The sequence below is a fragment of the Amycolatopsis sp. NBC_00345 genome, from assembly GCF_036116635.1.
Classification (GTDB): Bacteria; Actinomycetota; Actinomycetes; order Mycobacteriales; family Pseudonocardiaceae; genus Amycolatopsis.
The window spans coordinates 8,741,982-8,763,686 of sequence record NZ_CP107995.1; the positions used below are offsets into that span (position 1 = coordinate 8,741,982).

Here is a 21,705-nt window from a genome sequence, read left to right on the forward strand (position 1 = left end):
CATGGTGGCCTTCAGGGCCGCAGGAGTCCTTCACTGCCGTCCTAGACTCGGGGTTGTGCACCAGGTGACCGTGATGACCCGCGCCGGCTGCCACCTGTGCGAGGTGGCGGAGGCGGACGTCGCGCGTATCTGCGGGGAGCTGGGCGTGGCGTGGGAGACCGCGGACGTCGACAGCGACCCGGAGTGGCGCGCCGAGTACGGCGACCAGGTGCCGGTGATCCTGGTCGACGGTGCCGAGCACGGCTATTGGCGCGTCGAGGAAGATCGGTTCCGCCGGGCGCTGGACCACTCGTGAGTGGCGATGACGGTTAGAACCGGCATAGCCACTCACGAGTACTGACCGGCGCGGTAATCAAGCCGTAAGAGTTCGGGGCCACATGGACACCGCGACCCTGCCGAAGATGGTGGGGTGAGCGCGTTGAAGGAAATTCCGGTCCCGGTGAAGCCCCCCGAGCCGCGACAGCTGTCGTTGCCGGTGGCCACACTGATCGGGCTGGCCGCCCTCGTCACGGCCTTGGGCGTGGGGCATCTCATCGCCGGCTTCGTCGGCTACAACGCGTCGCCCTTCGTGGCGGTCGCGGACTTCGTCATCGCGCACAGCCCGCACCCCGTGGTGGTGTGGGCGGAGCAGACGCTGGGGACCGCGGACAAGACCGTGCTGAAGATCGGCCTGGCCGTGGTGCTGGTGCTGTTCGCGGTGCTCGCGGGCCAGCTGTCGCGGCGCAAGCCGCTCGCCGGGCAGGTGCTCGTCGGGCTGCTCGGCGTCGCCGGGGTCGCCGCCGTCTACGAGCGCACGGACGTCGGGCAGCTCGCGCTGCTGGCCCCGGTCGTGGCGCTGGCCGCTTCGCTGCTGGTGTTCAGCTGGCTGCACCGGTACGCGCTGCCGCCGGCGTTCGACGACTCGCGGGCGCCGGAAGGGCCGACCCGACGGCAGGTGCTGGTGCGCGGCGCCGGCGTCGCGGCGGGCGCGGGGGTCGCCGCCATCGCCGGGCAGGTCATCTCGGGCGCGGGCGACGCCGAGGCTTCGCGCGCCGCGGTCGGCCCGCTGATCCCGTCGCGGAAGCTCCCGCCGCTGCCGGCGGACGCGGACTTCCAGAAGCTCGGCTCACCGCCGTTCATCACGCCGAACGCGGACTTCTACCGGATCGACACGGCGTTCGTGGTGCCGCAGGTGCGCACCGAGGACTGGAGCCTGAAGATCCACGGGATGGTCGACCGGGAGGTCACGTTCTCCTACGCCGACATCCGCACGCGCCCGCTGGTGGAGCGCGAGATCACGATGACCTGCGTGTCCAACGAGGTGGGCGGCGACCTGATCTCGACGGCCAGGTTCATCGGCGTCGACCTGGCCGACCTGCTCGACCGGGCGGGGGTGCGCGCGGGCGCGGAGCAGATGTACGCGACCAGCGTGGACGGCTTCACCTGCAGCACTCCGGCGAACGTCGCCCTCGACCCGAAGCGCGGCGCCATGCTGGCCATCGGCATGAACGGCGAGCCGCTGCCCGTCGAGCACGGCTTCCCGGCGCGGGTGGTGATCCCCGGCCTGTACGGCTACGTCTCCGCGACGAAGTGGGTCACCGACCTGGAGTTCGCGAAGTGGGACGCGCGCCAGTCGTACTGGCTGGAGCGCGGCTGGGCCGAGCAGGCGCCGATCAAGACCGAGTCGCGGATCGACACGCCCAGCGGCTTCGCCTCGGTGACCGCGGGCAAGGTCCGGGTCGCGGGCACGGCGTGGGCGCAGCACATCGGCATCGCCACCGTCGAAGTGCGCGTCGACCAGGGCCGGTGGCAGCCGGCGATGCTGTCGGCCGAGGTGAACAAGGACACCTGGCGGATGTGGTGGGCCGAGGTGGACGTGCCCTCGGGCACGCACTCGGTGACCGTCCGCGCGACCGACCAGTCGGGCTATACGCAGACCGATCAGCTCGCGGACCCGGTGCCGAACGGCGCGTCCGGCTGGCACTCGGTTTCGCTCAACGCCCACTGACCCCGCTCAGCAGCGGCAGCAGCTGTTCGAGCTCCGCGAGCGCCGGGTCGATGCGCTGCGGGTCGAACCGGCCGGACTCCCACGTTTCGAGTACCCCGCCGATCACCCGGATCGGCCGGCCGTGGTGGTTCAGCCACTGCTGCATCGCGGGGCTGACCCACCCGCGGGTCACCCATTGCTGGTCGAAGCCTTCGCCGCCGGTGCCGGCGCGCTTGAAGCCGAGGTCACGCGCGAACTGGCCGATGACGTCGCGCGGCTCGGCGTAGACGGCGGGGGCCGGGAAGGGCAGCTGGATCCCGGTCACCTGCATGAACACGCGCCGCGACTGGCTGCGCCGGCGGCGGACCCAGCTGTACTCGAACGACCGGACGCGGAGATAACCCCGCTGCCCCTCGACGGAGTGCCACGTCCGCGGCCGGGTGGGGGGAAGCAGCGGGAACGGTTCCCCGTTGCAGTGGCCCAGCAGCTCGAGGGCCCGCTCGTTGTAGAACCACCCGCGCTCGGCCGCGAACGCCGCGTAGGACGCCCGGTTACGCAGGTAGCGGCGCACGTACCAGAAGGCGTAACCGCCGACGAGCAGCGGTCCGAGGATGTACCAGATCCAGTGGGTGGCCATGGGGCGCGGATACCTCCGGGTCGTCAGTGGGGCCCGGACGATCTTGCCCGCCGGCCTCGCCGGTTGTCCGGACCTTCGCCCGCGTCACCTGATCGGACGCCCGCGGCATTCACGGCATTCGCGGCTCGGACCGTTCGACGCGGGGAATGTGCCCCTCGTCATGTCGGTGACCAGTGACTTTGTGCGTGCGTTCACAAGTGGACTACCGTAGGGACATCGCCCCCGCGTGGCCCGGACATCGAACCGGACTCGAGCCGTGGGGTCAAGAGTTTGTTCGTACGGGCCTAGGCCTGTGCTCCAAGAGATGTGCAGAGCAGCCGACGAGGAGTGGCCAGCGTGGTGACAGAGCGGGGCAGGCGCAGCGGTGCCGAGCCGGCAGCCACGCCGCCCCGCAGGGCCCCCCGTCGCAGTGCCGGGAGCGATGCCGCCGGAGCCGCGGACGAAGCCGCCGGGAACGGCAATGGACGTGCTGCTGCCGAAGAATCCCTTGGCGCACATGGCAATTCCGGGAACGGGACCGGTGCTCGTGGCACCGCTGCCGGCAACGGAACCGGCCGCGCCGCCGCCGGCAACGGCACAGGGAACGGCACCGCTCGCACCGGCACCCGTCGCACCGCGGCCCGTAACGGCGCCGCCCGCAACGGCCGTGCCCCCGACGCCGACAACGCCCCGACCGCCGAGATACCCGCCGTGCCCGCCGAGGGCGGCGAGGACACCGTGGTCCGCGCGAAGTCGATCCCCGAAGCCGCCGTGGCGCGGCTCGCGGTCTACCTGCGGGTGCTGTCCGGGATGGCTGAGCAGGGGCTGACCACCGTCTCCAGCGAAGAACTGTCCGCGGCCGCCGGGGTCAACTCCGCGAAGCTGCGCAAAGACCTGTCCTACCTGGGCTCCTACGGCACCCGCGGCGTCGGCTACGAGGTGCAGGTGCTGGTCAGCCAGATCGAGCGCATCCTCGGCCTGACCCGCCAGCACAAGGTCGCCGTGGTCGGCATCGGCAACCTGGGCCACGCGCTGGCCAACTACGGCGGGTTCCCCGGCCGGGGCTTCCCCGTCGAGGCGCTGTTCGACCTCGACCCGGACCTGATCGGCGTACCCGTAGGGGGTCTCCCGGTCTCGCACCTCGAGGACATCCCCCGGGTCTGCGCCGAACGCCAGATCTCGATCGGGATCATCGCCACGCCGCCCACCGCCGCGCAGTCGGTGTGCGACCGGCTGGTGGCGGGCGGGGTCCAGTGCATTCTCAACTTCGCGCCGGTGGTGCTCCAGGTGCCCGCGTACATCGAGGTCCGCAAGGTCGACCTGGCGGTCGAGCTGCAGATCCTCTCGTTCCACGTGGCTCGCCGGGCCGACGACGCCGAGGCGGCCCGGGAAAACCAGGGTAAAGCCGGGTTACCCGGCACCGGCCTGCCGGTCGACAATGGCAATGGCACGGGTAATGGACGCAAGGGCGCCGGAACAGACGGCGGTCGCGGAATGGTGGTGCGCTGATGAGCGTGTTGGCGGTCGGGCTCTCCCATCGCAGCGCGGAGCTGAGCACGCTCGAGCGGGCCGCCGTGCCCGCCGACGAGCTGGTGAAGCTGCTGCACGAGCTGCAGCAAGCCGAGCACGTCAGCGAAGCGATGCTGGTGTCCACGTGCAACCGCATCGAGGTCTACGCGGTGGTCGAGACCTTCCACGGCGGCGTCAACGACGTCTCCGACGTGCTCGCCCGCCAGGCCGGCATGGAGCCGGCGGAGCTGTACGACAGCCTGTACGTGCACTACGCGGGCGCGGCCGTGGAGCACCTGTTCTCCGTCACCTCGGGCCTGGACTCGATGGTGGTCGGCGAGACGCAGATCCTCGGCCAGGTCCGCGCGGCGTACGCCACCGCGCGTGAGGCCGGCACCGTCGGCCGCACGCTGCACGAGCTGATCCAGACCACGCTGCGCGTCGGCAAGCGCGTGCACTCGGAGACCGGCCTGGACAAGCTGGGCGCGTCCGTCGTGTCCGAGGCGCTGGCCGCCGCGGGCGAGCTGGCCGGGAAGCACGCGCTGATCGTGGGCGCGGGCTCGATGGGCGCGCTCACCGCTTCGCACCTGCGCAAGGCGGGCATCGGCCGGATCACCGTCGCCAACCGCACCGAGGCGAACGCCGCGCGGCTCGCCGCCAAGGTCACCGAGCAGGGCGTGCCCGCCCGGTCGGTGCCGCTGTCCGAGGTGGCCTCGGCGGTCGCCGAGGCCGACCTCGTCATGTGCTGCACCGGCGCGCAGAACGCCGTCTTCACCCCCGGGCACGTGCCCGCCCGTGCGGGCCGCCCGCTGGTGGTGTGCGACCTGGGCCTGCCCAAGGACGTCGACGCCGAGGTCGCCCACCTGGCCGACGTCACCGTCGTCGACCTGGAGACGATCCAGCGCCGCATGCGCGAGGCCGGCGCGCCGACCAGCGAGCGGCAGAAGGCCAAGGCCGACGGCGTCGTGCTGGACGAGGTGCGCGCCTACCTCGCCGGCCAGCGCCGCGCCGAGGTCACCCCCACCGTCACCGCGCTGCGCCGCCGCGCGGCCGACGTGGTGGACGCGGAGCTGCTCCGTCTGGACAACCGGCTGCCGGACCTCGACTCCGGTGTCCGCGAAGAACTCGGCCGCACGGTCCGCCGTGTGGTCGACAAGCTGCTGCACGCACCGACCGTGCGGGTCAAGCAGCTGGCCGCCGAGACGGCCGATACCGACTACGCCAACGCGTTGCGTGAGCTGTTCTGTCTCGACCCGCAGGCCCCCGCGGCCATGGCGAGTCCCACCGCGCCGCCCGAGAACGAGAAGAAGTAGTACGTGAGCAGAGTCATTCGCATCGGCACGCGGGGCAGCAAGCTCGCCCTCGCGCAGACCGGGACCGTCGCCGACGCTCTTCGCGCGGCCGGCGCCGAGGTCGAGATCGTCACCATCAGCACCCCGGGGGACCGCTCCGACAAGCCGATCCCGCAGATCGGCGTGGGCGTGTTCACCTCCTCGCTGCGGGAAGCCTTGCAGCGCAAGGAGATCGACGTCATCGTCCACTCCTTGAAGGACCTGCCGACGACGCCGGAGCCCGGTCTCGTGGTGGCGGCCATCCCGCTGCGGGCGGACCCGCGCGACGCGTTGATCGCGCGCGACGGCCTCACCCTGGGCGAGCTGCCGGCGGGCTCCACGGTGGGCACGGGCTCGCTGCGGCGCACCGCTCAGCTGCGCGCGCTGGGCCTCGGTTTGGAAATCGTGCCGATCCGAGGCAATATCGACACCCGCATGCGCAAGGTGACCGACGGAGTGCTCGACGCCGTCGTGCTCGCGCGTGCCGGACTGGCCCGGATCGGCCGGGACGGGGAGATCACCGAGACCCTCGACCCGATCCAGATGCTGCCCGCCCCCGCGCAGGGGGCGCTGGCGCTGGAGTGCCGGGCCGCCGACGTGGACGTCGAGCACCTGCTCGCGTCCACTTTGGACGACGAGGGCACGCGGGCCGCGGTGACGGCCGAACGGGCCATGATGGCCGCGCTCGAGGCGGGGTGCAGCTCGCCCGTCGGCGCGCTCGCCGAGATCGTCGAGGACTTCGACGCCGAGGGCGCGGTCGTGGAACGCATCTCGCTGCGCGGCACCGCGGCCGCCGAGGGCGAGAACGGTGAGGTCGACATGGTGCGGGCCATCGCACTCGCCGACCGCGCTGATGCCGAGCAGCTGGGCCGGACACTGGCCGCCGAGCTGCTCGACCTGGGAGCCGGAGCCCTGTCCGGCCCCGCCCAGTGACGCCCGCGTCACCGACCCGAACGACCAGCACCACACACCTGCGGCCAACGACGCACCCGGCCGTCTACGAGGAGAACTGCCAGAAATGACCCCCGCTCGCAAGACCACAGGGCGTGTCGCCTTCGTGGGCTCGGGCCCCGGTGACGCCGGACTGCTCACCGTCCGCGCCCAGGAGCTGCTCGCCAAGGCCGAGGTCGTGGTGACCGACCCCGACGTGCCGGCAGGCGTGCTCGCGTTCGCCGCGCCCGGCGCCGAGGTACGGCCCGCCGTCGGCGAGCCCGCCGACGTCGCCAAGGACCTGACCGCCGAGGCCAAGGCCGGCCGGCTCGCGCTGCGCCTGGTCGCCGGCGACCCGCTGACCAGCGCCGCCGTCGTGGCCGAGGTGCAGGCCGTTGCCCGCACCTCCGCCGTGTTCGACGTCGTCCCCGGCGTCTCGCCCGGCGCCGCAGTGCCGGCGTACGCGGGGGTCGCCCTCGGTGGCACGCACACCGAGGTCGACGTCCGCGGCGAGGTCGACTGGGGCGCGCTCGCCGTCGTCCCCGGCCCGCTCGTGCTGCACGCGACGTCGCAGCACCTCGCCGAGGCCGCCAGCCGGCTGACCGAGAAGGGCCTGCCGCCCGGCACCCCGGTCGCCGTCACCGCGAACGGCACCATCAACACCCAGCGCACGCTCGACACCACGCTGAGCTCGCTCGCGAACGACGCCGGCGAGCTGGTCGGCCCGCTGATCGTGACCGTCGGCCAGGCCGCCGGGCAGCGCTCGAAGCTCTCCTGGTGGGAGTCGCGCGCGCTGTACGGCTGGAAGGTGCTGGTGCCGCGCACCAAGGAGCAGGCCGGCGAGATGGCCGAGCGCCTGCGCGGCCACGGCGCGACCTCACACGAGGTGCCCACCATCTCCGTCGAGCCGCCGCGCAGCCCGGCGCAGATGGAGCGCTCGGTGAAGGGCCTCGTCGACGGCCGTTACCAGTGGATCGTGTTCACCTCCACCAACGCGGTGCGCGCGGTGTGGGAGAAGTTCGAGGAGTTCGGCCTCGACGCGCGGGCCTTCTCGGGCGTGAAGATCGCCTGTGTCGGCCAGTCGACGGCGGAGAAGGTGCGCTCGTTCGGCATCATCCCCGAGCTGGTGCCCGAGGGTGAGCAGTCTTCGGAGGGCTTGCTGGCCGAGTTCCCGCCGTACGACGACGTGCTCGACCCGGTGGACCGCGTGCTGCTGCCGCGCGCCGACATCGCCACCGAGACCCTGTCGGCCGGCCTGCGCGACCGCGGCTGGGAGATCGACGACGTGACGGCGTACCGGACCGTCCGCGCCGCCCCGCCGCCAGCCGACACCCGCGAGATGATCAAGACCGGCGGTTTCGACGCGGTCTGCTTCACCTCGTCCTCGACCGTGCGGAACCTCGTCGGCATCGCCGGCAAGCCGCACACCCGCACGCTGGTCGCGTGCATCGGCCCGAAGACCGCGGAGACCGCCGTGGAGTTCGGGCTGCGGGTCGACGTCCAGCCGGAGAAGGCCGACGTCCCGCACCTGGTCGACGCCCTCGCCGAGCACGCCGCCCGGCTCCGCGCGGAAGGCGCCCTGCCGCCGCCGCGCAAGGCGAAGCGCGCTCGTCGCAGTTGACCGCTTTTTGTTGTCCCTGAAGGCCACCATGAGGGTCGGATATGCCCTCATGGTGGCCTTCAGGGCATTCCGGGCCCGGGGGTGCGGCAGGCGGATCATGAGGAGGGGACCTCGCCCAGGGTCCAGGTGACCCGGGTCTTGCCGTTTTGTGGACGGCTTTCGCGGGCGGGGCCAGCATGACCACGCTGCCGTACCGGTTGTTGGTCTCGGTCGTCTGGTCGACGCCGGGAGATCCCGGGTCGACGTCCTTGTCGCAGTAGGGCTGTGCGTCCTGGCCGGGATCGTCGATCAGGTAGATCTCGCTGCCGTCCCGCAGGTACATCTTCATCGACTCGGAGAAGCCGTCGGTGTGCGACGGCCCGGTGCCGACGTTCTCGACCTTCAGGTGCAGGCAGTACGGCCAGTTCTGCGGCATCGTCCCGCCGGTGGTGTTCCAGCGCGTGGCTTCGACGACGGTGACCCGCAGTTTGCTGACCCTGGGCGGCGCGTCCGTCGCCGGGTAGAGCACGGTGGCCGGCTGGGACCCCTCCCGGGCTCACGCCGAGTCACGGCGGAAGCGCAGGGCGAGAGAAACCGGCGTGGAGCTGCCGGAGTACCGTGGACGGGGTGTTCCCCGAGCATCGACCCCGCAGGCTCCGTACCACGCCGGCAATGCGCAGGCTGGTCGGTGAAACGACGCTTCGCCCGCGTCAGCTGATCCTCCCCATGTTCGTGGCCGAGGGCCTCGACGCGCCGCGGCCGATTTCGAGCATGCCCGGCGTTGTGCAGCACACGCGGGACACGCTGCGGAAGGCGGCGGTCGAGGCCGTCAACGCGGGCGTCGGCGGGCTCATGCTGTTCGGCATTCCCCAGGAGCGCGACGCCGAGGGCTCCGGCGCGGTGGACGAGAACGGCATCCTCAACGTCGCCCTGCGCGATCTGCGCAAGGAACTCGGCGACTCCACCGTCCTGATGGCCGACACCTGCCTCGACGAGTTCACCGACCACGGCCACTGCGGCGTGCTCGACGCCGACGGCGGCGTGGACAACGACGCCACCCTGCGCGTGTACGCCGAGATGGCCGTCGCGCAGGTGGAAGCGGGCGCGCACGTGCTCGGGCCCAGCGGGATGATGGACGGGCAGGTCGGCGTCATCCGCCGTGCGCTCGACCAGGTGGGCCACACCGAGGCCTCGATCCTGGCGTACACGGTGAAGTACGCGAGCGCGTTCTTCGGCCCGTTCCGCGAGGCCGTCAACTCCCAGCTCAAGGGCGACCGCAAGACCTACCAGCAGGATCCCGGCAACGCGCGCGAGGCGCTGCGGGAGATCGAGCTGGACCTCGCCGAGGGCGCGGACATGATCATGGTCAAGCCCGCTCTGTCCTATTTGGACGTTGTCAGGGCGGCGGCCGACGCCTCGCCGGTTCCGGTTGCGGCGTACAACATCTCGGGCGAGTACGCGATGGTCGAGGCGGCCGCCGCGAACGGCTGGCTGGACCGCGAGCGGACCGTGCTCGAGGTGCTCACGTCCATCCGCCGCGCGGGTGCCGACATGATCCTCACCTACTGGGCCACCGAGGCCGCGGCCTGGCTCGACTGAGCCTCCCGCCGGGCCCCGAGGACCAGGCGGCTGACCTGCGTCGCAGGCTGGGCTAGAGTCCTCGGGTGGCCGAGAAGGACGACAACACCGCCAGCTCCGAAGAGGTTTCCGGACTGACCTCCGACCGGGACTCCGCGCCTGAACTGGCCAAGCCCGGTGACGGGCCCGCGCCTGATGGGGCACCGGCCGAGTCCGGCAACGGGGTCAAGCCCAGTGTCGCGCCCCAGCAAGCCGTGTCCAAACAAGCAGAGACACCCGGTCTGACCTCCGACCGGCTACGGGTCAAGGGCCGGTCGCCCGACCCGGTGCTGCCGGGGCAGACCGCGCCCGTGGTGAACCCGCCCACGCCGGTCAAGTTCTCCTTCTGGCTGTGGATCGCGGCCGGGGTGGTGGTCATCGTCGGCCAGGCCTACACCCTGCTGATCAAGGACCAGCTGATCACCGAGCTGGTCAAGCAGAACCAGCAGGGCACCGGCCAGAAGGTCGCGCCGGACCAGATCGCGTCGGGCACCAACACGCTGGTGTGGCTGCTGCTGATCGGCGGCGTGGTGTTCGCGGTGCTGCTGGGGCTGTTCGCGTGGAAGGCGCGGGAGGGCACGCGTTCGGCGCGTTCGGTGCTCACCGGGCTGGCCATCGTCTGCGTGCTGTTCCAGATCGTCATCTTCTACAACTTCTTCACGCTCATCGCGGCGTTCCTGCTGCTGATCGCGCTGGTGCTGATGTACCTGCCGGGCGTCGCGGAGTACTTCCCGAAGGTCGGCAAGAAGCTCCCGTGAGCCGGACGTTGTACGCCGAGCCGGGCGTCGGCTGGCTGGCGCTGGTCTGGGGTCCGCTGTTCGCGCTGCTGGGTGCGGTGGCGGAGCTGGCCACGGGCGGCCCGGTGCACACCGTCGCGTGGGTCATGGTCGCGATCGGCCTGTGCGCGCTGACCTTGCCGTGGGTTTACGCGCGGCGGCGGTTCCTCTCGCTCGAGGTGACCACGCAGGGCTTGCGGCAGGGCCGGGAACAGCTGGAGGCGGCGCGTATCGCCGACGTGACCGGCGTCGGCACCCCCGTCGGCGCGCGGGTGCTCGGCGGCGGCTGGACGGTGCCGCGCAAGTACGACGAGCTGCCCGTGAAACTCGACGACGGCACGGTGGTGCTGGCCTGGGCCCGTGACGTCGAGGCGCTGCAGGCCGCGCTGTCCGAGCTGGCCAGTGCCAACCAACCGGAGAAGGACTCGTGAGTGTTTATGACGGTTAGAACCGTCATGAACACTCACGAGTCATGAGAGGCTTGGACGCGTGATCGACCTACCCCAGCCGACCGGCCGAGAACTCTGGCCGCCCGAGGAGCCGGAATCGCCCGCGCGGCTCAACGAGCCGTGGCGCGCGTTCGTCGCGCTCGGCGAAGTGGTGGTGGCGGCTTTGCTGCTGTGGGCGGCGTTCGCGCTGTGGCACGCGGGAGTCGTCACGGTCGTCACCACGGCCGGGGACGGGGCGCGGCTGGCCTCGCAGCGGGTTTTCGGCGGGCCCATCGCGGGCGCGCTCGGCGTCGGCACGGTGGCCGCCGTGGTGGTGCTGGACGCGGTTCGTCAGCTGTTGCTCGCGGTGCGTGCGCGCCGCCGCAAGAAGAAGGACTGACTTCGCAACTCGAGGCGGCCGATACACAGCTCGCCCACAGGGAACCAACAGCTGACTGCTAACCACCGGCACCAGTGTTTCCCGCATGACACGTACCCGGACATGGGTGATCAACGGTGCGCTGGTGGTACTGCTCGGCGGTGCCGCCTTCGGGATCTACCAGGCCTTCACGCCCGCGGCCAACACCGCGCAGGCGCAGAGCCGGACCACCCCGGTGCGGCGGGCGACCGTCACACAGACCGTGTCGGCCGCCGGGACGGTGGCCAGCAATTACACCGGCGCGGCGAACTTCGCGACGTCCGGCAAGGTCACCAGCATCGGCGTGAAGGTCGGCGACGTGGTGAGCGCCGGGCAGCAGCTCGCCACCCTCGACGCCACGCAGGCGGACAAACAGCTCCAGGTCGCGAAGGCGAACCTCGGCGTGGCGGAGGACAGCCTCACCGCCGGTGAGGACGCCCCGGCGACCACGTCCACGTCCACCGGCCAGGGGCAGGGGCAGAGCCAAAGCCAGAGCCAGGCGAGCAGCCAGGACACCGTCGCTTCGTTGCAGGCCAAGGTGGACCAGGCCCAGCTCGACGTCGACACCGCGCAGGCGGCGGTCGACGCCACCGTGCTCACCGCGCCCGGCGCGGGCACGGTCACCGCGGTCAACGGCACCGTCGGCCAGCAGGCCGGCAGCGGCTCGTCCGGTAGCGGGCAGTCTTCGTCCAGCGGCGCGCAGTCCGGGTCCGGCAGTGGGCAGCAGTCCGGCGCGGCCAGCTCGTCGGCGTCCTCGTCTTCCTCGTCGTCGAGCAGCGGGTTCATCGACATCACGGACATGAGCAATCTGGTGGTGGACACCTCCATCGCCGAGATCGACGTCAGCAAGGTGAAGGCGGGCCAGAAGGCCACGGTGACGCTGAACGCGACGCCGGACCAGCCCGTGCAGGCCACCGTGGCGAGCGTCGACCTCACGCCGACCACCAGCGGCAGCGTCGTCTCCTACGGCGCCCGGCTCACGCTGACCAGCCCGCCGGACGGGCTGCGGCCCGGGCAGTCGGCGAGCGTGGTGGTCACCGTCGCCGAGGCCGACAACGTGCTCAGCGTGCCCGCCGCCGCCGTGACCACCGCCGGCTCCACCAACGTCGTCACGGTGGTGCAGAACGGGCAGGACGTCGCGCGCCAGGTGGAGATCGGCGTACGCGGTGAGTCCACTGTGGAGATCAAGTCCGGGCTCGACGAGGGTGACAGCGTGGTGCTGACCGCCGCTTCGCCCACCGCCACCACCGGCGCGGGCGGACAGCGAGGTGGTACCGGTGCGACCGGTGGCTTCGGCGGGACCGGCGGATTCGGTGGCACCGGTGGCACGGGCGGGCTCGGCGGCACCGGCGGAGCCAGGGGACGCGGATGAAGCCCGTGATCGCGGTCTCCGGACTGCGTAAGACTTACGGCTCCGGCGAGACGGCGGTGCACGCGCTGCGCGGCGTCGACCTCGTGGTGCAGCCGGGGGAGTACGTGGCCATCATGGGCGCGTCCGGCTCCGGCAAGTCCACGCTGCTGAACATGCTCGGCTGCCTCGACATGCCGACGTCCGGCGGGTACCGGCTCGACGGCTTCAGCGTCGCCGACCTCAACGAACGCCAGCTTGCCTTGCTGCGCAACCGAAAGATCGGGTTCATCTTCCAGTCGTTCAACCTCGTGCCGCGCACGAACGCGCTGTCCAATGTGGAGCTCCCGTTGGTCTACAGCGGACTGCGACGCGGCCCGCGCCGCCATCGCGCGCTCGCCGCGCTGGAGCTGGTGGGGCTGTCCGACCGCGCGAAGCACCTGCCGAACGAGCTGTCCGGCGGCCAGCAGCAGCGCGTCGCCGTCGCGCGGGCGCTGGTCACCGGGCCCGCGCTGCTGCTCGCCGACGAGCCCACCGGCAACCTCGACCGCGCCAGCACCGCGGACGTGCTCGGGGTGTTCGACCGGATCAACGCCCAGGGCCGCACCATCGTCGTGATCACGCACGAGGACGAGGTCGCCGCACACGCGCACCGCGTGGTGCGGGTGAGTGACGGGCTGATCGTCTCGGACGAGGTCCGCCGCAGTGTCGGAGTGGTCGCGTGAACGTGTTCGAGGTGCTGCGGTTCGCCGTCCGCGGCCTGACCGCCAACAAGCTGCGCTCGACGCTGACCACCCTCGGCATCACGATCGGCGTCGCGTCGGTGATCCTGCTGGTGGCCGTGGGCAACGGCGCGTCGGCCGCGATCGCGGCGAGCATCCAGGGCCTGGGCACCGACGTGGTCAACGTGTCGCCGTCACGTGGCGGCGGGCAGGGCAGTGAGGCTCGGCCGCTGACGGTGCAGGACGCGCACGCGCTCGTCGACCCGGTCGGCGCGCCCGACGTGAAGGCCGCTTCGCCGGTCGTGAACACCACGGCGACCGCGACGTACGGGCAGACGTCGTACGACATTTCCAGCGTCACCGGCACCGAGCCGGCCTACTTCACCACGACGAACCGCGCTGTCGCCGACGGCTCGCTGTTCACCGCCGACGACGTCACGCAGGCGCGCAAGGTGGTGGTGCTGGGGCCGACCACCGCGCAGTCGATCTTCGGCACCGCTGAGCCGGTCGGGAAGAACGTGCTGCTCAACAGCATCCAGTTCACCGTGGTGGGGGTGCTGCAGTCGAAGGGCAGCACCGGGCTGCAGAACGCCGACGACGTCGCCATCGCGCCGATCAGCGCCGTGCAGAACTCGCTGGCGGGGTACGGCAGCCTGAGCCAGATCGCGGTGCAGGCCGCCTCGGCCGACTCCGTCTCGCTGGCGCAGGCCGAGATCACGGCGATCCTCAACGCGCGCCACGGCATCCAGCTCGGTGGCACGGCGGACTACCAGATCCAGAACTCCGAGCAGCTGCTCGCGACACGGACCTCGGCCACGGAGACGTTCACCGTGCTGCTCGGCGCGGTCGCCGCGATCTCGCTGCTGGTGGGCGGCATCGGCGTCACGAACATCATGCTGGTCACGGTGACCGAGCGGATCCGCGAGATCGGCATCCGCAAGGCGATCGGCGCACCGCGGTCGGCGATCCTCGGCCAGTTCCTCGCCGAGGCGACCATGCTGAGCCTGTTCGGCGGGCTGCTGGGCGTGGTGATCGGCGTGGTCGGCAGCCAGTTCAGCTTCGCGGGCATCAACCCCGTGGTGGTGCCCTCGTCGATCGTGCTCGCCTTCGCCGTGTCGGCGCTGATCGGCCTCTTCTTCGGCAGTTTCCCGGCGAACCGGGCCTCGCGCTTGCGGCCCATCGACGCCCTCCGGCACGAGTAGGAGCTCCCAGGATGTCTTCGTCCACCCAGTCCTCACCACCACCGGCCGCCGACGGGCCCGCCACCGAGCCCACCGACGAGCCCACGGCGGAGTTCCTGCCGGTGACGGCCGAGCTGTCCCCCGAGGAGATCGTGGCGACCCCCGCCGTGGAAGGCGACCTGAACCAGGAGATGAAGCGGGTCGCGAAGCCGTTCGGCAAGGCGACGCTGGTTCTGGCCGGGCTGCTGGTGATCGCGCTGTCCTTCGCCGGCGGTGCGTGGACGCACGCGGCGCTCGGCTCGTCTTCCGGTAGCGGTGGGACCGCTCGCGCCGGGGGCACAGCCGGTGGTGCGCGCGGCTTCGGCACCGGTGCGGGAACGGGCACGGGTACCGAAACCGGCACCGGTCAGCCGGGCACGGGCACCGGCGCGGGCGGCGCCCGCGGCGCGGCCGGACGCGGCACGGTCGGCACCGTCGAGAAGGTCGACGGCACCACCGTGACGCTGAAAACCGCGCAGGGCGGTGACGTCACGGTGTCCACTTCGGACTCCACGACCGTCGGGCTGACCCAGCCGGGCAAGCTCAGCGACCTCAAGCCGGGCGCGACGGTGACCGTCCAGGGCCGCGCGGGCACCGACGGCACGGTGGCCGCCCAGGCGATCGTGCAGCAGCCGGCGCGTTAGCGGCCGTCGTTGAGCGCGACGATCGCGACGTTCAGTGCGGTGGCGTAGAAGAGCCAGATCAGGTACGGCAGGAGGATGACCGCGCCCAGCTTCGAGCGGCGGTAGAACAGGCCGATCGTCATCAGCACCGTGAAGTCCAGCAGGGTGATGTCGACGAGTGCGAGACGGCTGGAGCCGCCGGCGAAGAACAGCGGGGTCCAGAGCAGGTTGAGCAGCAGGCCGATGCCGTACGCGGCGAAGCCCTGCGTCTCGCCGTCGGTGCGCCAGTACGTCCAGCCGGCGAGGGCGATCATCAGGTACAGCACTGTCCACACCGGACCGAACACGCTCGCCGGCGCGGCCCAGGACGGCTGGACGAGCCGGTTGTAGACCTCCGTCGCCGAGGTCGCGGCGAGCCCGGCGACGACGGCGACCACGGCGACCATCCCGAGGAACACCAGCAGGACCAGCCACGGGTTGCGCTGGGGAGTGGGCGCGGTCACGTCTCCTCCTCGGTGCCGCTGCGCGATGCGGCCATCCTAGGGGGCCAGGCCAGCCCCCGCCCGGTCGTGAGCACCGGATTTGCGAGACTGGACGGGTGAGCACTGGCACCGAGCAGTCCAAGGTTTGGTTCGAACGCGCGAAGGCGGCCGTCCCGGGCGGGGTGAACTCGCCGGTGCGGGCGTTCACCTCGGTCGGCGGCACCCCGCGGTTCATGGTCCGCGGCGAAGGCCCCCACCTGTGGGATGCCGACGGCAACCGCTACGTCGACCTCGTCTCGTCCTGGGGCCCGATGATCCTCGGGCACGCCCACCCGCAGGTGGTCGAAGCCGCGCGCGCGGCCGCCGCCGGCGGGCTCTCCTTCGGCACGCCGACCATCGGCGAGGTCGAGCTGGCCGAGGAGATCATCGGCCGGGTCGAGCCCGTCGAGCAGGTGCGGCTGGTGAACTCCGGCACCGAGGCGACGATGAGCGCCATCCGGCTGGCGCGCGGCTTCACCGGGCGGCCGAAGATCGTGAAGTTCGCCGGCTGTTACCACGGTCACGTCGACGCGCTGCTCGCCCAGGCCGGCTCCGGCGTCGCCACGCTCGGGCTGCCGACCTCGCCCGGCGTCACCGGCGCGCAGGCCGCGGACACGCTGGTGCTGCCGTACAACGACCTCGACGCGGTCCGGAAGTCCTTTGTGGAGAACGAGGGGCAGATCGCCGCGGTGATCACCGAGGCGGCCGCGGGCAATATGGGCGCGATCGCCCCGGACGCCGGGTTCAACGCGGGCCTGCGGGAGATCACCCGCGAGCACGGCGCGCTGCTCATCATGGACGAGGTGATGACGGGCTTCCGCGTCTCGCGCGCGGGCTGGTACGGCCTCGAAGGCGTGGCCGGCGACCTGTACACCTTCGGCAAGGTGATGTCCGGCGGGCTGCCCGCCGCGGCGTTCGGCGGCCGCACCGACGTGATGTCGAAGCTCGCCCCCGGCGGCCCCGTCTACCAGGCCGGGACGCTCTCCGGGAACCCTGTGGCCGTCGCCGCTGGGCTCACCACGCTGCGCCTGGCGGACGACGCCGTGTACGCGAAGCTGGACGCCAACGCGAAGCGGCTCGGCGGGCTCTTCGACGCGGCGCTGACCGAAGCGGGCGTCAAGCACGTTGTGCAGTACGCGGGCAACCTGGTCAGCGTGTTCTTCGCCGACGCCCCGGTGCGCGACTACCCGGGCGCGCAGGCCACCGAGACCTGGCGTTTCCCGGGCTTCTTCCACGCTCTGCTCGACGGAGGCGTGTACGCCCCGCCCAGCGCGTACGAGTCGTGGTTCGTGAACGCGGCGATGGACGACGACGCGTTCGGCGTCATCGAGGCGGCGCTCCCGGCCGCGGCCCGCGCGGCGGCCGAGGCGGTACAGCCGTGACCACCGTCGTCCACGTGCTGCGGCACGGTGAAGTGCACAACCCGGACAAGATCCTCTACGGCCGGCTGCCGAACTTCCGGCTGTCGGAACGCGGGCAGCGTCAGGCGCTGACCGTCGCGGAGGCCGTGGCGGGCCACGACCTGGCGTACGTCGTCGCGTCGCCGCTGCAGCGCGCGCAGGAGACCGCCACGCCGATCGCCGCCGCACACCGGCTCGACATCGCGACCGACAGCGAACTGATCGAAGCGGGCAACGTCTTCGAGGGCCAGCGCGTGGCCGTCGGCGACGGCGCGCTGCGGCAGCCGAAGGCGTGGCCGCACCTGGTCAACCCGTTCCGGCCGTCGTGGGGCGAGCCGTACGTGGAGATCGCGCACCGGATGCTCGGCGCCGTTTACCGCGCGCGCGACGCGGCGGAGGGCCGCGAGGCGCTGTGCGTTTCGCACCAGCTGCCGATCTGGACGCTGCGACGGTTCCTCGAAGGCAAGCGGCTGTGGCACGACCCGCGCCAGCGGCAGTGCTCGCTGGCGTCGCTGACCAGCCTGGTCTTCGACGGCGAGGCGCTGGTGGAGATCGTCTACAGCGAGCCGGCGGGCACTACCGACCCGAAGGTGACGGGGGCATGAGCGAGCCCGCGAGTGAATCATTCACACTGCGGCGCCGGGTGTCCGCGCTGCTGGTGGCGGCCGCGTTGCTGCTGACGGGTTGCTCGGGCGGCAAGGACGCGGTGGTCACCGGCGGGACGTTCACCTTCGTCTCGCCGGGCGGCCAGATCGACATCACCTACCCGGAAGCCGAGCGGCAGAAGGCGCCCACGCTCTCCGGTGACGACCTGATGAACGAGGGCAAGCAGCTCTCGCTGGACGACTTCCCCGGCCAGCCGATGGTGATCAACCTGTGGGGCCAGTGGTGCGGCCCGTGCCGCGCGGAGGCGCCCGAGCTGGAGAACGCCAGCAAGCAGATGGAGCCGCTCGGCGCGAAGCTGATCGGCCTCGACGTCCGCGACCCGTCGCGCCAGGCGGCCCAGGACTTCGTGCGGGACCGGCGGATCACCTACCCGTCCATCTGGGACCCGTCCGGCCGCGTCCTGCTGCAGCTCGCCGGGTACCCGCGCAACATCATCCCGTCGACGATCGTGCTGGACAAACAGCATCGGGTCGCCGCGGTGTTCCTGCGCGAGGTGCTGGCCACCGACCTGATGCCGACGGTGCGGCGGCTGCTCGCCGAGAAGTGACTCGTGAGTGGCGATGACGGTTCTAACCGGCATAAACACTCACGAGTCCTGTGAACCGGCCCCGCCCGTCTCACCGGAAGCTCACTGCCTACTCTCAACACCGTGAACTCCGTGTCCGAGCTGGCGATCTCCGGACCGCTGCTGCTCGCCGCGGGGGTGGCGCTGGTGGCGGGCGCGATCTCGTTCGCGTCGCCCTGCGTGGTGCCGCTCGTGCCCGGGTACCTGGCGTACCTCGCGGCGCTCGTCGGTGCCGACGCCCCCGCGGTGCGCGCCGACGAGGAACGCAAGAAGGGCCGCTACGCCGTGCTCGGCGCCGCCGGCCTGTTCGTGCTCGGGTTCACCGTGGTGTTCGTCGCGACGCTCGGCACGCTCGTCTGGCTCGCCGACACCTTGCTGATCAACCAGGACCTCCTCCAGCGCATCGGCGGAGTGCTGACGATCGCGATGGCGCTCGTCTTCCTCGGCTGGATTCCCGGACTGCAGCGGGAAGTCCGCTCGCACCGCGTGCCGGGCGGCGGGCTCTGGGGCGCGCCGGTGCTGGGCGCCGTCTTCGGGCTCGGCTGGACGCCCTGCATCGGGCCGACGCTCTCGGCCGTGACCAGCCTGGCCAGCGCGACGGGCGGCGCGGCCGCGCGCGGGTACCTGCTGGTGTTCGTCTACTGCATCGGGCTCGGCGTGCCGTTCCTGCTGATCGCGCTCGGCGCCCGCTGGGCCGTGCGCGCCACCGACTGGCTCCGCCGCAACGGCCGCCGCGTGCAGGTGGTCGGCGGGGCACTGCTCCTGGCCGTCGGAATCCTCCTGGTCACCGGGCTCTGGGGAGACGTCATGGGCTGGCTCCGCAATTCCTTCGCCTCCAACCTCGAGCTGCCACTGTGACCACCACCGAAGCACCGCCCACCAACCCCCAGCGCCCGTACCGGCCGTCGGCCGGCAAACAGGTGCTCGCCTTCCTGCGCAACACCTGGCGCGGACTGACCTCCATGCGTACCGCGCTGGTGCTGCTGTTCCTGCTCGCGCTGGCCGCTTTGCCCGGCGCGCTGCTGCCCCAGCGCCGGCTCAACGTCGGCAAGGTCGAGGACTACATCTCCGCCCACGGCTGGTGGGGCACGCTGCTGGACAAGCTGGAGTTCTACGACGTCTACTCCAGCGTCTGGTTCTCGGCGATCTACATCCTGCTGATGATCTCGCTGATCGGCTGCCTCACGCCGCGCAGCTTCGACTACATCCGGCAGATGCGCGCCCGGCCGGTGCTCACCCCGAAGAACCTCGCGCGCATGCCGCACCACCGCATCGCGCGCACGGCGCGGAAGCCGGAAGAGATCCGCGAAGACGTCCGCAAGCAGCTCTCCGGCTGGCGCCGGATCGAGCGCGAAGAGGAAGACGGCGGGTTCAGCATCTCCGCCGAGCGCGGCTACCTGCGCGAGACCGGCAACCTGCTGTTCCACTTCGGCATGCTGGGCCTGATCATCTTCTTCGCGCTCGGCAAGCTCTACATGTACGAGGGCCAGGTCATCGTCCAGGCCGACGGCAGCCAGTTCTGCAACTCCGGCATCTACAACTACGACTCGTTCGAGGCCGGCCTGCGCATCGACGGCACCGACCTCGACCCGTTCTGCGTGAAGGTGAACGACTTCACCGCGCGCTACACGGCGACCGGCGAGGCCGACTACTACCACTCGAACGTCCAGTACCAGGCGGGCGCGGACCTGCAGTCCGGCACCTGGCGGCCGTACAACCTCCAGGTCAACGACCCGCTGCGGATCGTGGGCGACCGCGTTTACCTGCTGGGCAACGGTTATTCGCCGAAGTTCACCATCACCTTCCCCGACGGCCAGACGCGCACGCAGAACACGCAGTGGCGGCCCACCGAGGGGACCACGATGCTGTCCGAGGGCGCGACGAAGTTCGACCAGCCGGGCATCACCGACGAGGCCCAGCGCCGCACGCGCCAGATCGCCGTGACCGGGGTGCTCGCGCCGACGTCGTTCATCCACGGCGGGGTGCTCACCTCCACCGCGCCGCAGCTGAACAACCCGATGGTCGCCGTCGACGTGCTGCGCGGCGACCTCGGCCTCGACGCGGGCCGCGGCCAGTCGGTGTTCGAAGTGGACTCCTCGAGGGTGGCCGACGGCCGGCTCAAGCAGGTCGCGCGGCAGAACTTGGCCGTGGGCCAGGAGATCAAGCTCGACGACGGCACCCGCGTCCGCTTCGACGGGGTCGGGACCTGGGTCAACCTCCAGGTCTCGCACGACCCGACGCAGGTCTACGTGCTCGCGTTCGCGATCGTGATGTTCGCCGGGCTGGGCGGATCGCTGCTGGTCAAGCGGCGCCGCGTGTGGGTCCGGGTGCGGCCGGGCGACGACGGCGCGCCGGGTACCGTCATCGAGGTCGCCGGGCTGGCCCGCACCGACCAGGCCGGGTACGGCGAAGAATTCCAGCGGATCGGCGAACGGCTGGTCACAGGCAGGAAGGGCAGCTGAGGCATGCAGGTCAACGAGACTTTGTCGCAGTACAGCGACTGGTTGTACACCACCACGGTGGCGATCTACGTCCTCGCGCTGTGCTTCTCGCTGTTCGAGCAGGCCTTCGGGGCGAAGGGCCGCCGCGCCGCCGAGCGCAGCGCGCAGCGGTCGCTGGTCGGCGCGGGCGCGCCGGTGATCGAGGACGCCGACGTCCCCGCCACGCCGGAGGCGCCGCGCGAGATCGGCCGCGCCGAGCGGATCGGCCGCATGGGCGCGGCGCTGCTGGTGCTGGGCGCCCTGCTCCAGCTGACGGCCATCGTGCTGCGCGGGTTCGCGGTGCACCGCGCGCCGTGGGGCAACATGTACGAGTACGGCATGACGGTCACCTTCGTGACCGTGGTCGCCTGGCTCGTGGTGATCCGGAAGTTCCCGGTCCGCCACCTCACCGGCTTCCTGCTGCTGCCCGTCGTGATCCTGATGTTCATCAACGGCACGCTGCTGTACACGGTCGCCGCCCCGGTCGTGCCCGCGCTGCAGTCGTACTGGCTCTACATCCACGTTTCGGCAGCGATCATCGGCTCCGGCGTGTTCCTGGTGCCGGGCGTCGCGAGCGTGCTCTACCTGTTCCGCACGGCCTACGACAAGAACCCGCAGCGGTTCCCGAAGTTCGGGCCGAAGCTGCCGGCCGCCGACGTGCTCGACCGGATCGCCTACCGCGCGACGATCATCGCGTTCCCCGTCTTCACCTTCGGCGTGCTGTGCGGCGCGGTGTGGGCCGAGGCGGCGTGGGGCCGGTTCTGGGGCTGGGACCCGAAGGAGACGGTCGCCTTCATCGCGTGGGTCGTCTACGCGGCATACCTGCACTCCCGCGCCACCGCGGGCTGGCGCGGGCAGCGCGCGGCGGTGATCAACGTGCTCGGCTTCGCCGTGACGATCTTCAACCTGTTCTTCATCAACCTGGTTACTGCCGGACTGCACTCCTACGCCGGGGTGAACTGAGCGGGG

General features: G+C 71.3%; 23 protein-coding genes. 21 read left to right on the forward strand and 2 right to left on the reverse strand.

Annotation, left to right across the window (positions count from 1 at the left end; translation table 11 throughout):
• Position 1: 1 nt before the first annotated feature.
• Together OG943_RS39715 and OG943_RS39720 are read left to right on the forward strand one after the other, a co-directional pair.
• Positions 2 to 295 (forward strand): glutaredoxin family protein, encoded by a 294-nt coding sequence (locus tag OG943_RS39715; protein WP_328612273.1) that lies wholly within the window; start codon positions 2 to 4, stop codon positions 293 to 295.
• Between the two features lie 123 nt (positions 296 to 418).
• Positions 419 to 1,987, forward strand: coding sequence for a molybdopterin-dependent oxidoreductase (locus OG943_RS39720; RefSeq protein ID WP_442874834.1), 1,569 nt, complete (start codon positions 419 to 421; stop codon positions 1,985 to 1,987).
• On the opposite strand, the gene OG943_RS39725 is transcribed toward OG943_RS39720, so the two are convergent.
• Positions 1,974 to 2,603: a hypothetical protein gene (locus OG943_RS39725; protein WP_328606051.1), complete on the reverse strand. Its 630-nt coding sequence runs from the start codon at positions 2,601 to 2,603 to the stop codon at positions 1,974 to 1,976. The genes OG943_RS39720 and OG943_RS39725 overlap by 14 nt on opposite strands.
• A gap of 681 nt (positions 2,604 to 3,284) precedes the next feature.
• On the opposite strand from OG943_RS39725, the gene OG943_RS39730 reads away from it, so the two are divergent.
• The 13 genes from OG943_RS39730 to OG943_RS39790 all read left to right on the forward strand — a co-directional run bounded on the left by OG943_RS39730 (position 3,285) and on the right by OG943_RS39790 (position 15,125).
• A complete protein-coding gene (locus OG943_RS39730) occupies positions 3,285 to 4,091 on the forward strand; it encodes a redox-sensing transcriptional repressor Rex (RefSeq protein WP_328612274.1) in 807 nt (268 codons plus the stop codon).
• The gene (locus OG943_RS39735) at positions 4,091 to 5,404 is read left to right on the forward strand and encodes a glutamyl-tRNA reductase (RefSeq protein ID WP_328606052.1); all 1,314 of its coding nucleotides are present in this window, start codon (positions 4,091 to 4,093) and stop codon (positions 5,402 to 5,404) included. Before OG943_RS39730 ends, OG943_RS39735 begins: the two co-directional genes overlap by 1 nt.
• Before the next feature lie 3 nt (positions 5,405 to 5,407).
• On the forward strand, positions 5,408 to 6,355 hold the full coding sequence (gene hemC / locus OG943_RS39740; protein ID WP_328606053.1) for a hydroxymethylbilane synthase: 948 nt from the start codon (positions 5,408 to 5,410) through the stop codon (positions 6,353 to 6,355).
• 85 nt (positions 6,356 to 6,440) lie between these two features.
• A complete protein-coding gene (locus tag OG943_RS39745) occupies positions 6,441 to 7,973 on the forward strand; it encodes a bifunctional uroporphyrinogen-III C-methyltransferase/uroporphyrinogen-III synthase (RefSeq protein ID WP_328606054.1) in 1,533 nt (510 codons plus the stop codon).
• A gap of 347 nt (positions 7,974 to 8,320) precedes the next feature.
• On the forward strand, positions 8,321 to 8,476 hold the full coding sequence (locus tag OG943_RS39750) for a hypothetical protein (protein WP_328606055.1): 156 nt from the start codon (positions 8,321 to 8,323) through the stop codon (positions 8,474 to 8,476).
• A 103-nt stretch (positions 8,477 to 8,579) separates the two neighbouring features.
• Positions 8,580 to 9,551 carry a porphobilinogen synthase gene (gene hemB, locus OG943_RS39755; protein ID WP_328606056.1) on the forward strand — a complete coding sequence of 324 codons (972 nt, stop codon included), beginning with the start codon at positions 8,580 to 8,582 and terminating at the stop codon, positions 9,549 to 9,551.
• Positions 9,552 to 9,616: 65 nt separating this feature from the next.
• Positions 9,617 to 10,327: a hypothetical protein gene (locus OG943_RS39760; protein WP_328606057.1), complete on the forward strand. Its 711-nt coding sequence runs from the start codon at positions 9,617 to 9,619 to the stop codon at positions 10,325 to 10,327.
• Positions 10,324 to 10,776 (forward strand): hypothetical protein, encoded by a 453-nt coding sequence (locus OG943_RS39765; protein WP_328606058.1) that lies wholly within the window; start codon positions 10,324 to 10,326, stop codon positions 10,774 to 10,776. The genes OG943_RS39760 and OG943_RS39765 overlap by 4 nt, the downstream gene beginning before the upstream one ends.
• Positions 10,777 to 10,834: 58 nt before the next feature.
• Positions 10,835 to 11,173, forward strand: coding sequence for a hypothetical protein (locus OG943_RS39770; RefSeq protein WP_328606059.1), 339 nt, complete (start codon positions 10,835 to 10,837; stop codon positions 11,171 to 11,173).
• A gap of 85 nt (positions 11,174 to 11,258) precedes the next feature.
• Complete coding sequence (locus OG943_RS39775; protein WP_328606060.1) at positions 11,259 to 12,563, forward strand: efflux RND transporter periplasmic adaptor subunit; 1,305 nt, start codon at positions 11,259 to 11,261, stop codon at positions 12,561 to 12,563.
• A complete protein-coding gene (locus tag OG943_RS39780) occupies positions 12,560 to 13,264 on the forward strand; it encodes an ABC transporter ATP-binding protein (protein WP_328606061.1) in 705 nt (234 codons plus the stop codon). The genes OG943_RS39775 and OG943_RS39780 overlap by 4 nt, the downstream gene beginning before the upstream one ends.
• Positions 13,261 to 14,463: an ABC transporter permease gene (locus tag OG943_RS39785; RefSeq protein WP_328606062.1), complete on the forward strand. Its 1,203-nt coding sequence runs from the start codon at positions 13,261 to 13,263 to the stop codon at positions 14,461 to 14,463. Before OG943_RS39780 ends, OG943_RS39785 begins: the two co-directional genes overlap by 4 nt.
• An 11-nt stretch (positions 14,464 to 14,474) precedes the next feature.
• On the forward strand, positions 14,475 to 15,125 hold the full coding sequence (locus OG943_RS39790) for a hypothetical protein (protein WP_328606063.1): 651 nt from the start codon (positions 14,475 to 14,477) through the stop codon (positions 15,123 to 15,125).
• Here the strand turns inward: OG943_RS39790 and OG943_RS39795 are convergent.
• Positions 15,122 to 15,550: a TspO/MBR family protein gene (locus OG943_RS39795; protein WP_442874835.1), complete on the reverse strand. Its 429-nt coding sequence runs from the start codon at positions 15,548 to 15,550 to the stop codon at positions 15,122 to 15,124. The two genes, OG943_RS39790 and OG943_RS39795, sit on opposite strands and share 4 nt — an antisense overlap.
• A 152-nt stretch (positions 15,551 to 15,702) precedes the next feature.
• Between OG943_RS39795 and hemL the strand changes: the two genes are divergently transcribed.
• The 6 genes from hemL to ccsB all read left to right on the forward strand — a co-directional run bounded on the left by hemL (position 15,703) and on the right by ccsB (position 21,699).
• The gene (hemL, locus tag OG943_RS39800) at positions 15,703 to 17,007 is read left to right on the forward strand and encodes a glutamate-1-semialdehyde 2,1-aminomutase (RefSeq protein WP_328606065.1); all 1,305 of its coding nucleotides are present in this window, start codon (positions 15,703 to 15,705) and stop codon (positions 17,005 to 17,007) included.
• A complete protein-coding gene (locus OG943_RS39805; RefSeq protein WP_328606066.1) occupies positions 17,004 to 17,630 on the forward strand; it encodes a histidine phosphatase family protein in 627 nt (208 codons plus the stop codon). Before hemL ends, OG943_RS39805 begins: the two co-directional genes overlap by 4 nt.
• Positions 17,627 to 18,238, forward strand: coding sequence for a TlpA family protein disulfide reductase (locus OG943_RS39810; RefSeq protein WP_328606067.1), 612 nt, complete (start codon positions 17,627 to 17,629; stop codon positions 18,236 to 18,238). The genes OG943_RS39805 and OG943_RS39810 overlap by 4 nt, the downstream gene beginning before the upstream one ends.
• A 102-nt stretch (positions 18,239 to 18,340) precedes the next feature.
• Positions 18,341 to 19,114 (forward strand): cytochrome c biogenesis CcdA family protein, encoded by a 774-nt coding sequence (locus tag OG943_RS39815; protein ID WP_328606068.1) that lies wholly within the window; start codon positions 18,341 to 18,343, stop codon positions 19,112 to 19,114.
• A complete protein-coding gene (gene resB / locus OG943_RS39820; RefSeq protein ID WP_328606069.1) occupies positions 19,111 to 20,718 on the forward strand; it encodes a cytochrome c biogenesis protein ResB in 1,608 nt (535 codons plus the stop codon). The genes OG943_RS39815 and resB overlap by 4 nt, the downstream gene beginning before the upstream one ends.
• A gap of 3 nt (positions 20,719 to 20,721) precedes the next feature.
• A complete protein-coding gene (gene ccsB, locus OG943_RS39825) occupies positions 20,722 to 21,699 on the forward strand; it encodes a c-type cytochrome biogenesis protein CcsB (protein WP_328606070.1) in 978 nt (325 codons plus the stop codon).
• Positions 21,700 to 21,705: the final 6 nt, after the last annotated feature.

Bases quoted from the DNA above. Each gene is read 5' to 3' on its own strand.
- OG943_RS39745 (WP_328606054.1), top strand. From the start codon at position 6,441: ATGACCCCCGCTCGCAAGACCACAGGGCGTGTCGCCTTCGTGGGCTCG.
- OG943_RS39715 (WP_328612273.1), top strand. From the start codon at position 2: ATGGTGGCCTTCAGGGCCGCAGGAGTCCTTCACTGCCGTCCTAGACTC.
- OG943_RS39780 (WP_328606061.1), top strand. From the start codon at position 12,560: ATGAAGCCCGTGATCGCGGTCTCCGGACTGCGTAAGACTTACGGCTCC.
- OG943_RS39775 (WP_328606060.1), top strand. From the start codon at position 11,259: ATGACACGTACCCGGACATGGGTGATCAACGGTGCGCTGGTGGTACTG.
- ccsB (WP_328606070.1), top strand. From the start codon at position 20,722: ATGCAGGTCAACGAGACTTTGTCGCAGTACAGCGACTGGTTGTACACC.
- OG943_RS39810 (WP_328606067.1), top strand. From the start codon at position 17,627: ATGAGCGAGCCCGCGAGTGAATCATTCACACTGCGGCGCCGGGTGTCC.
- OG943_RS39790 (WP_328606063.1), top strand. From the start codon at position 14,475: ATGTCTTCGTCCACCCAGTCCTCACCACCACCGGCCGCCGACGGGCCC.
- OG943_RS39795 (WP_442874835.1), bottom strand. From the start codon at position 15,550: ATGGTCGCCGTGGTCGCCGTCGTCGCCGGGCTCGCCGCGACCTCGGCG.
- OG943_RS39725 (WP_328606051.1), bottom strand. From the start codon at position 2,603: ATGGCCACCCACTGGATCTGGTACATCCTCGGACCGCTGCTCGTCGGC.
- OG943_RS39735 (WP_328606052.1), top strand. From the start codon at position 4,091: ATGAGCGTGTTGGCGGTCGGGCTCTCCCATCGCAGCGCGGAGCTGAGC.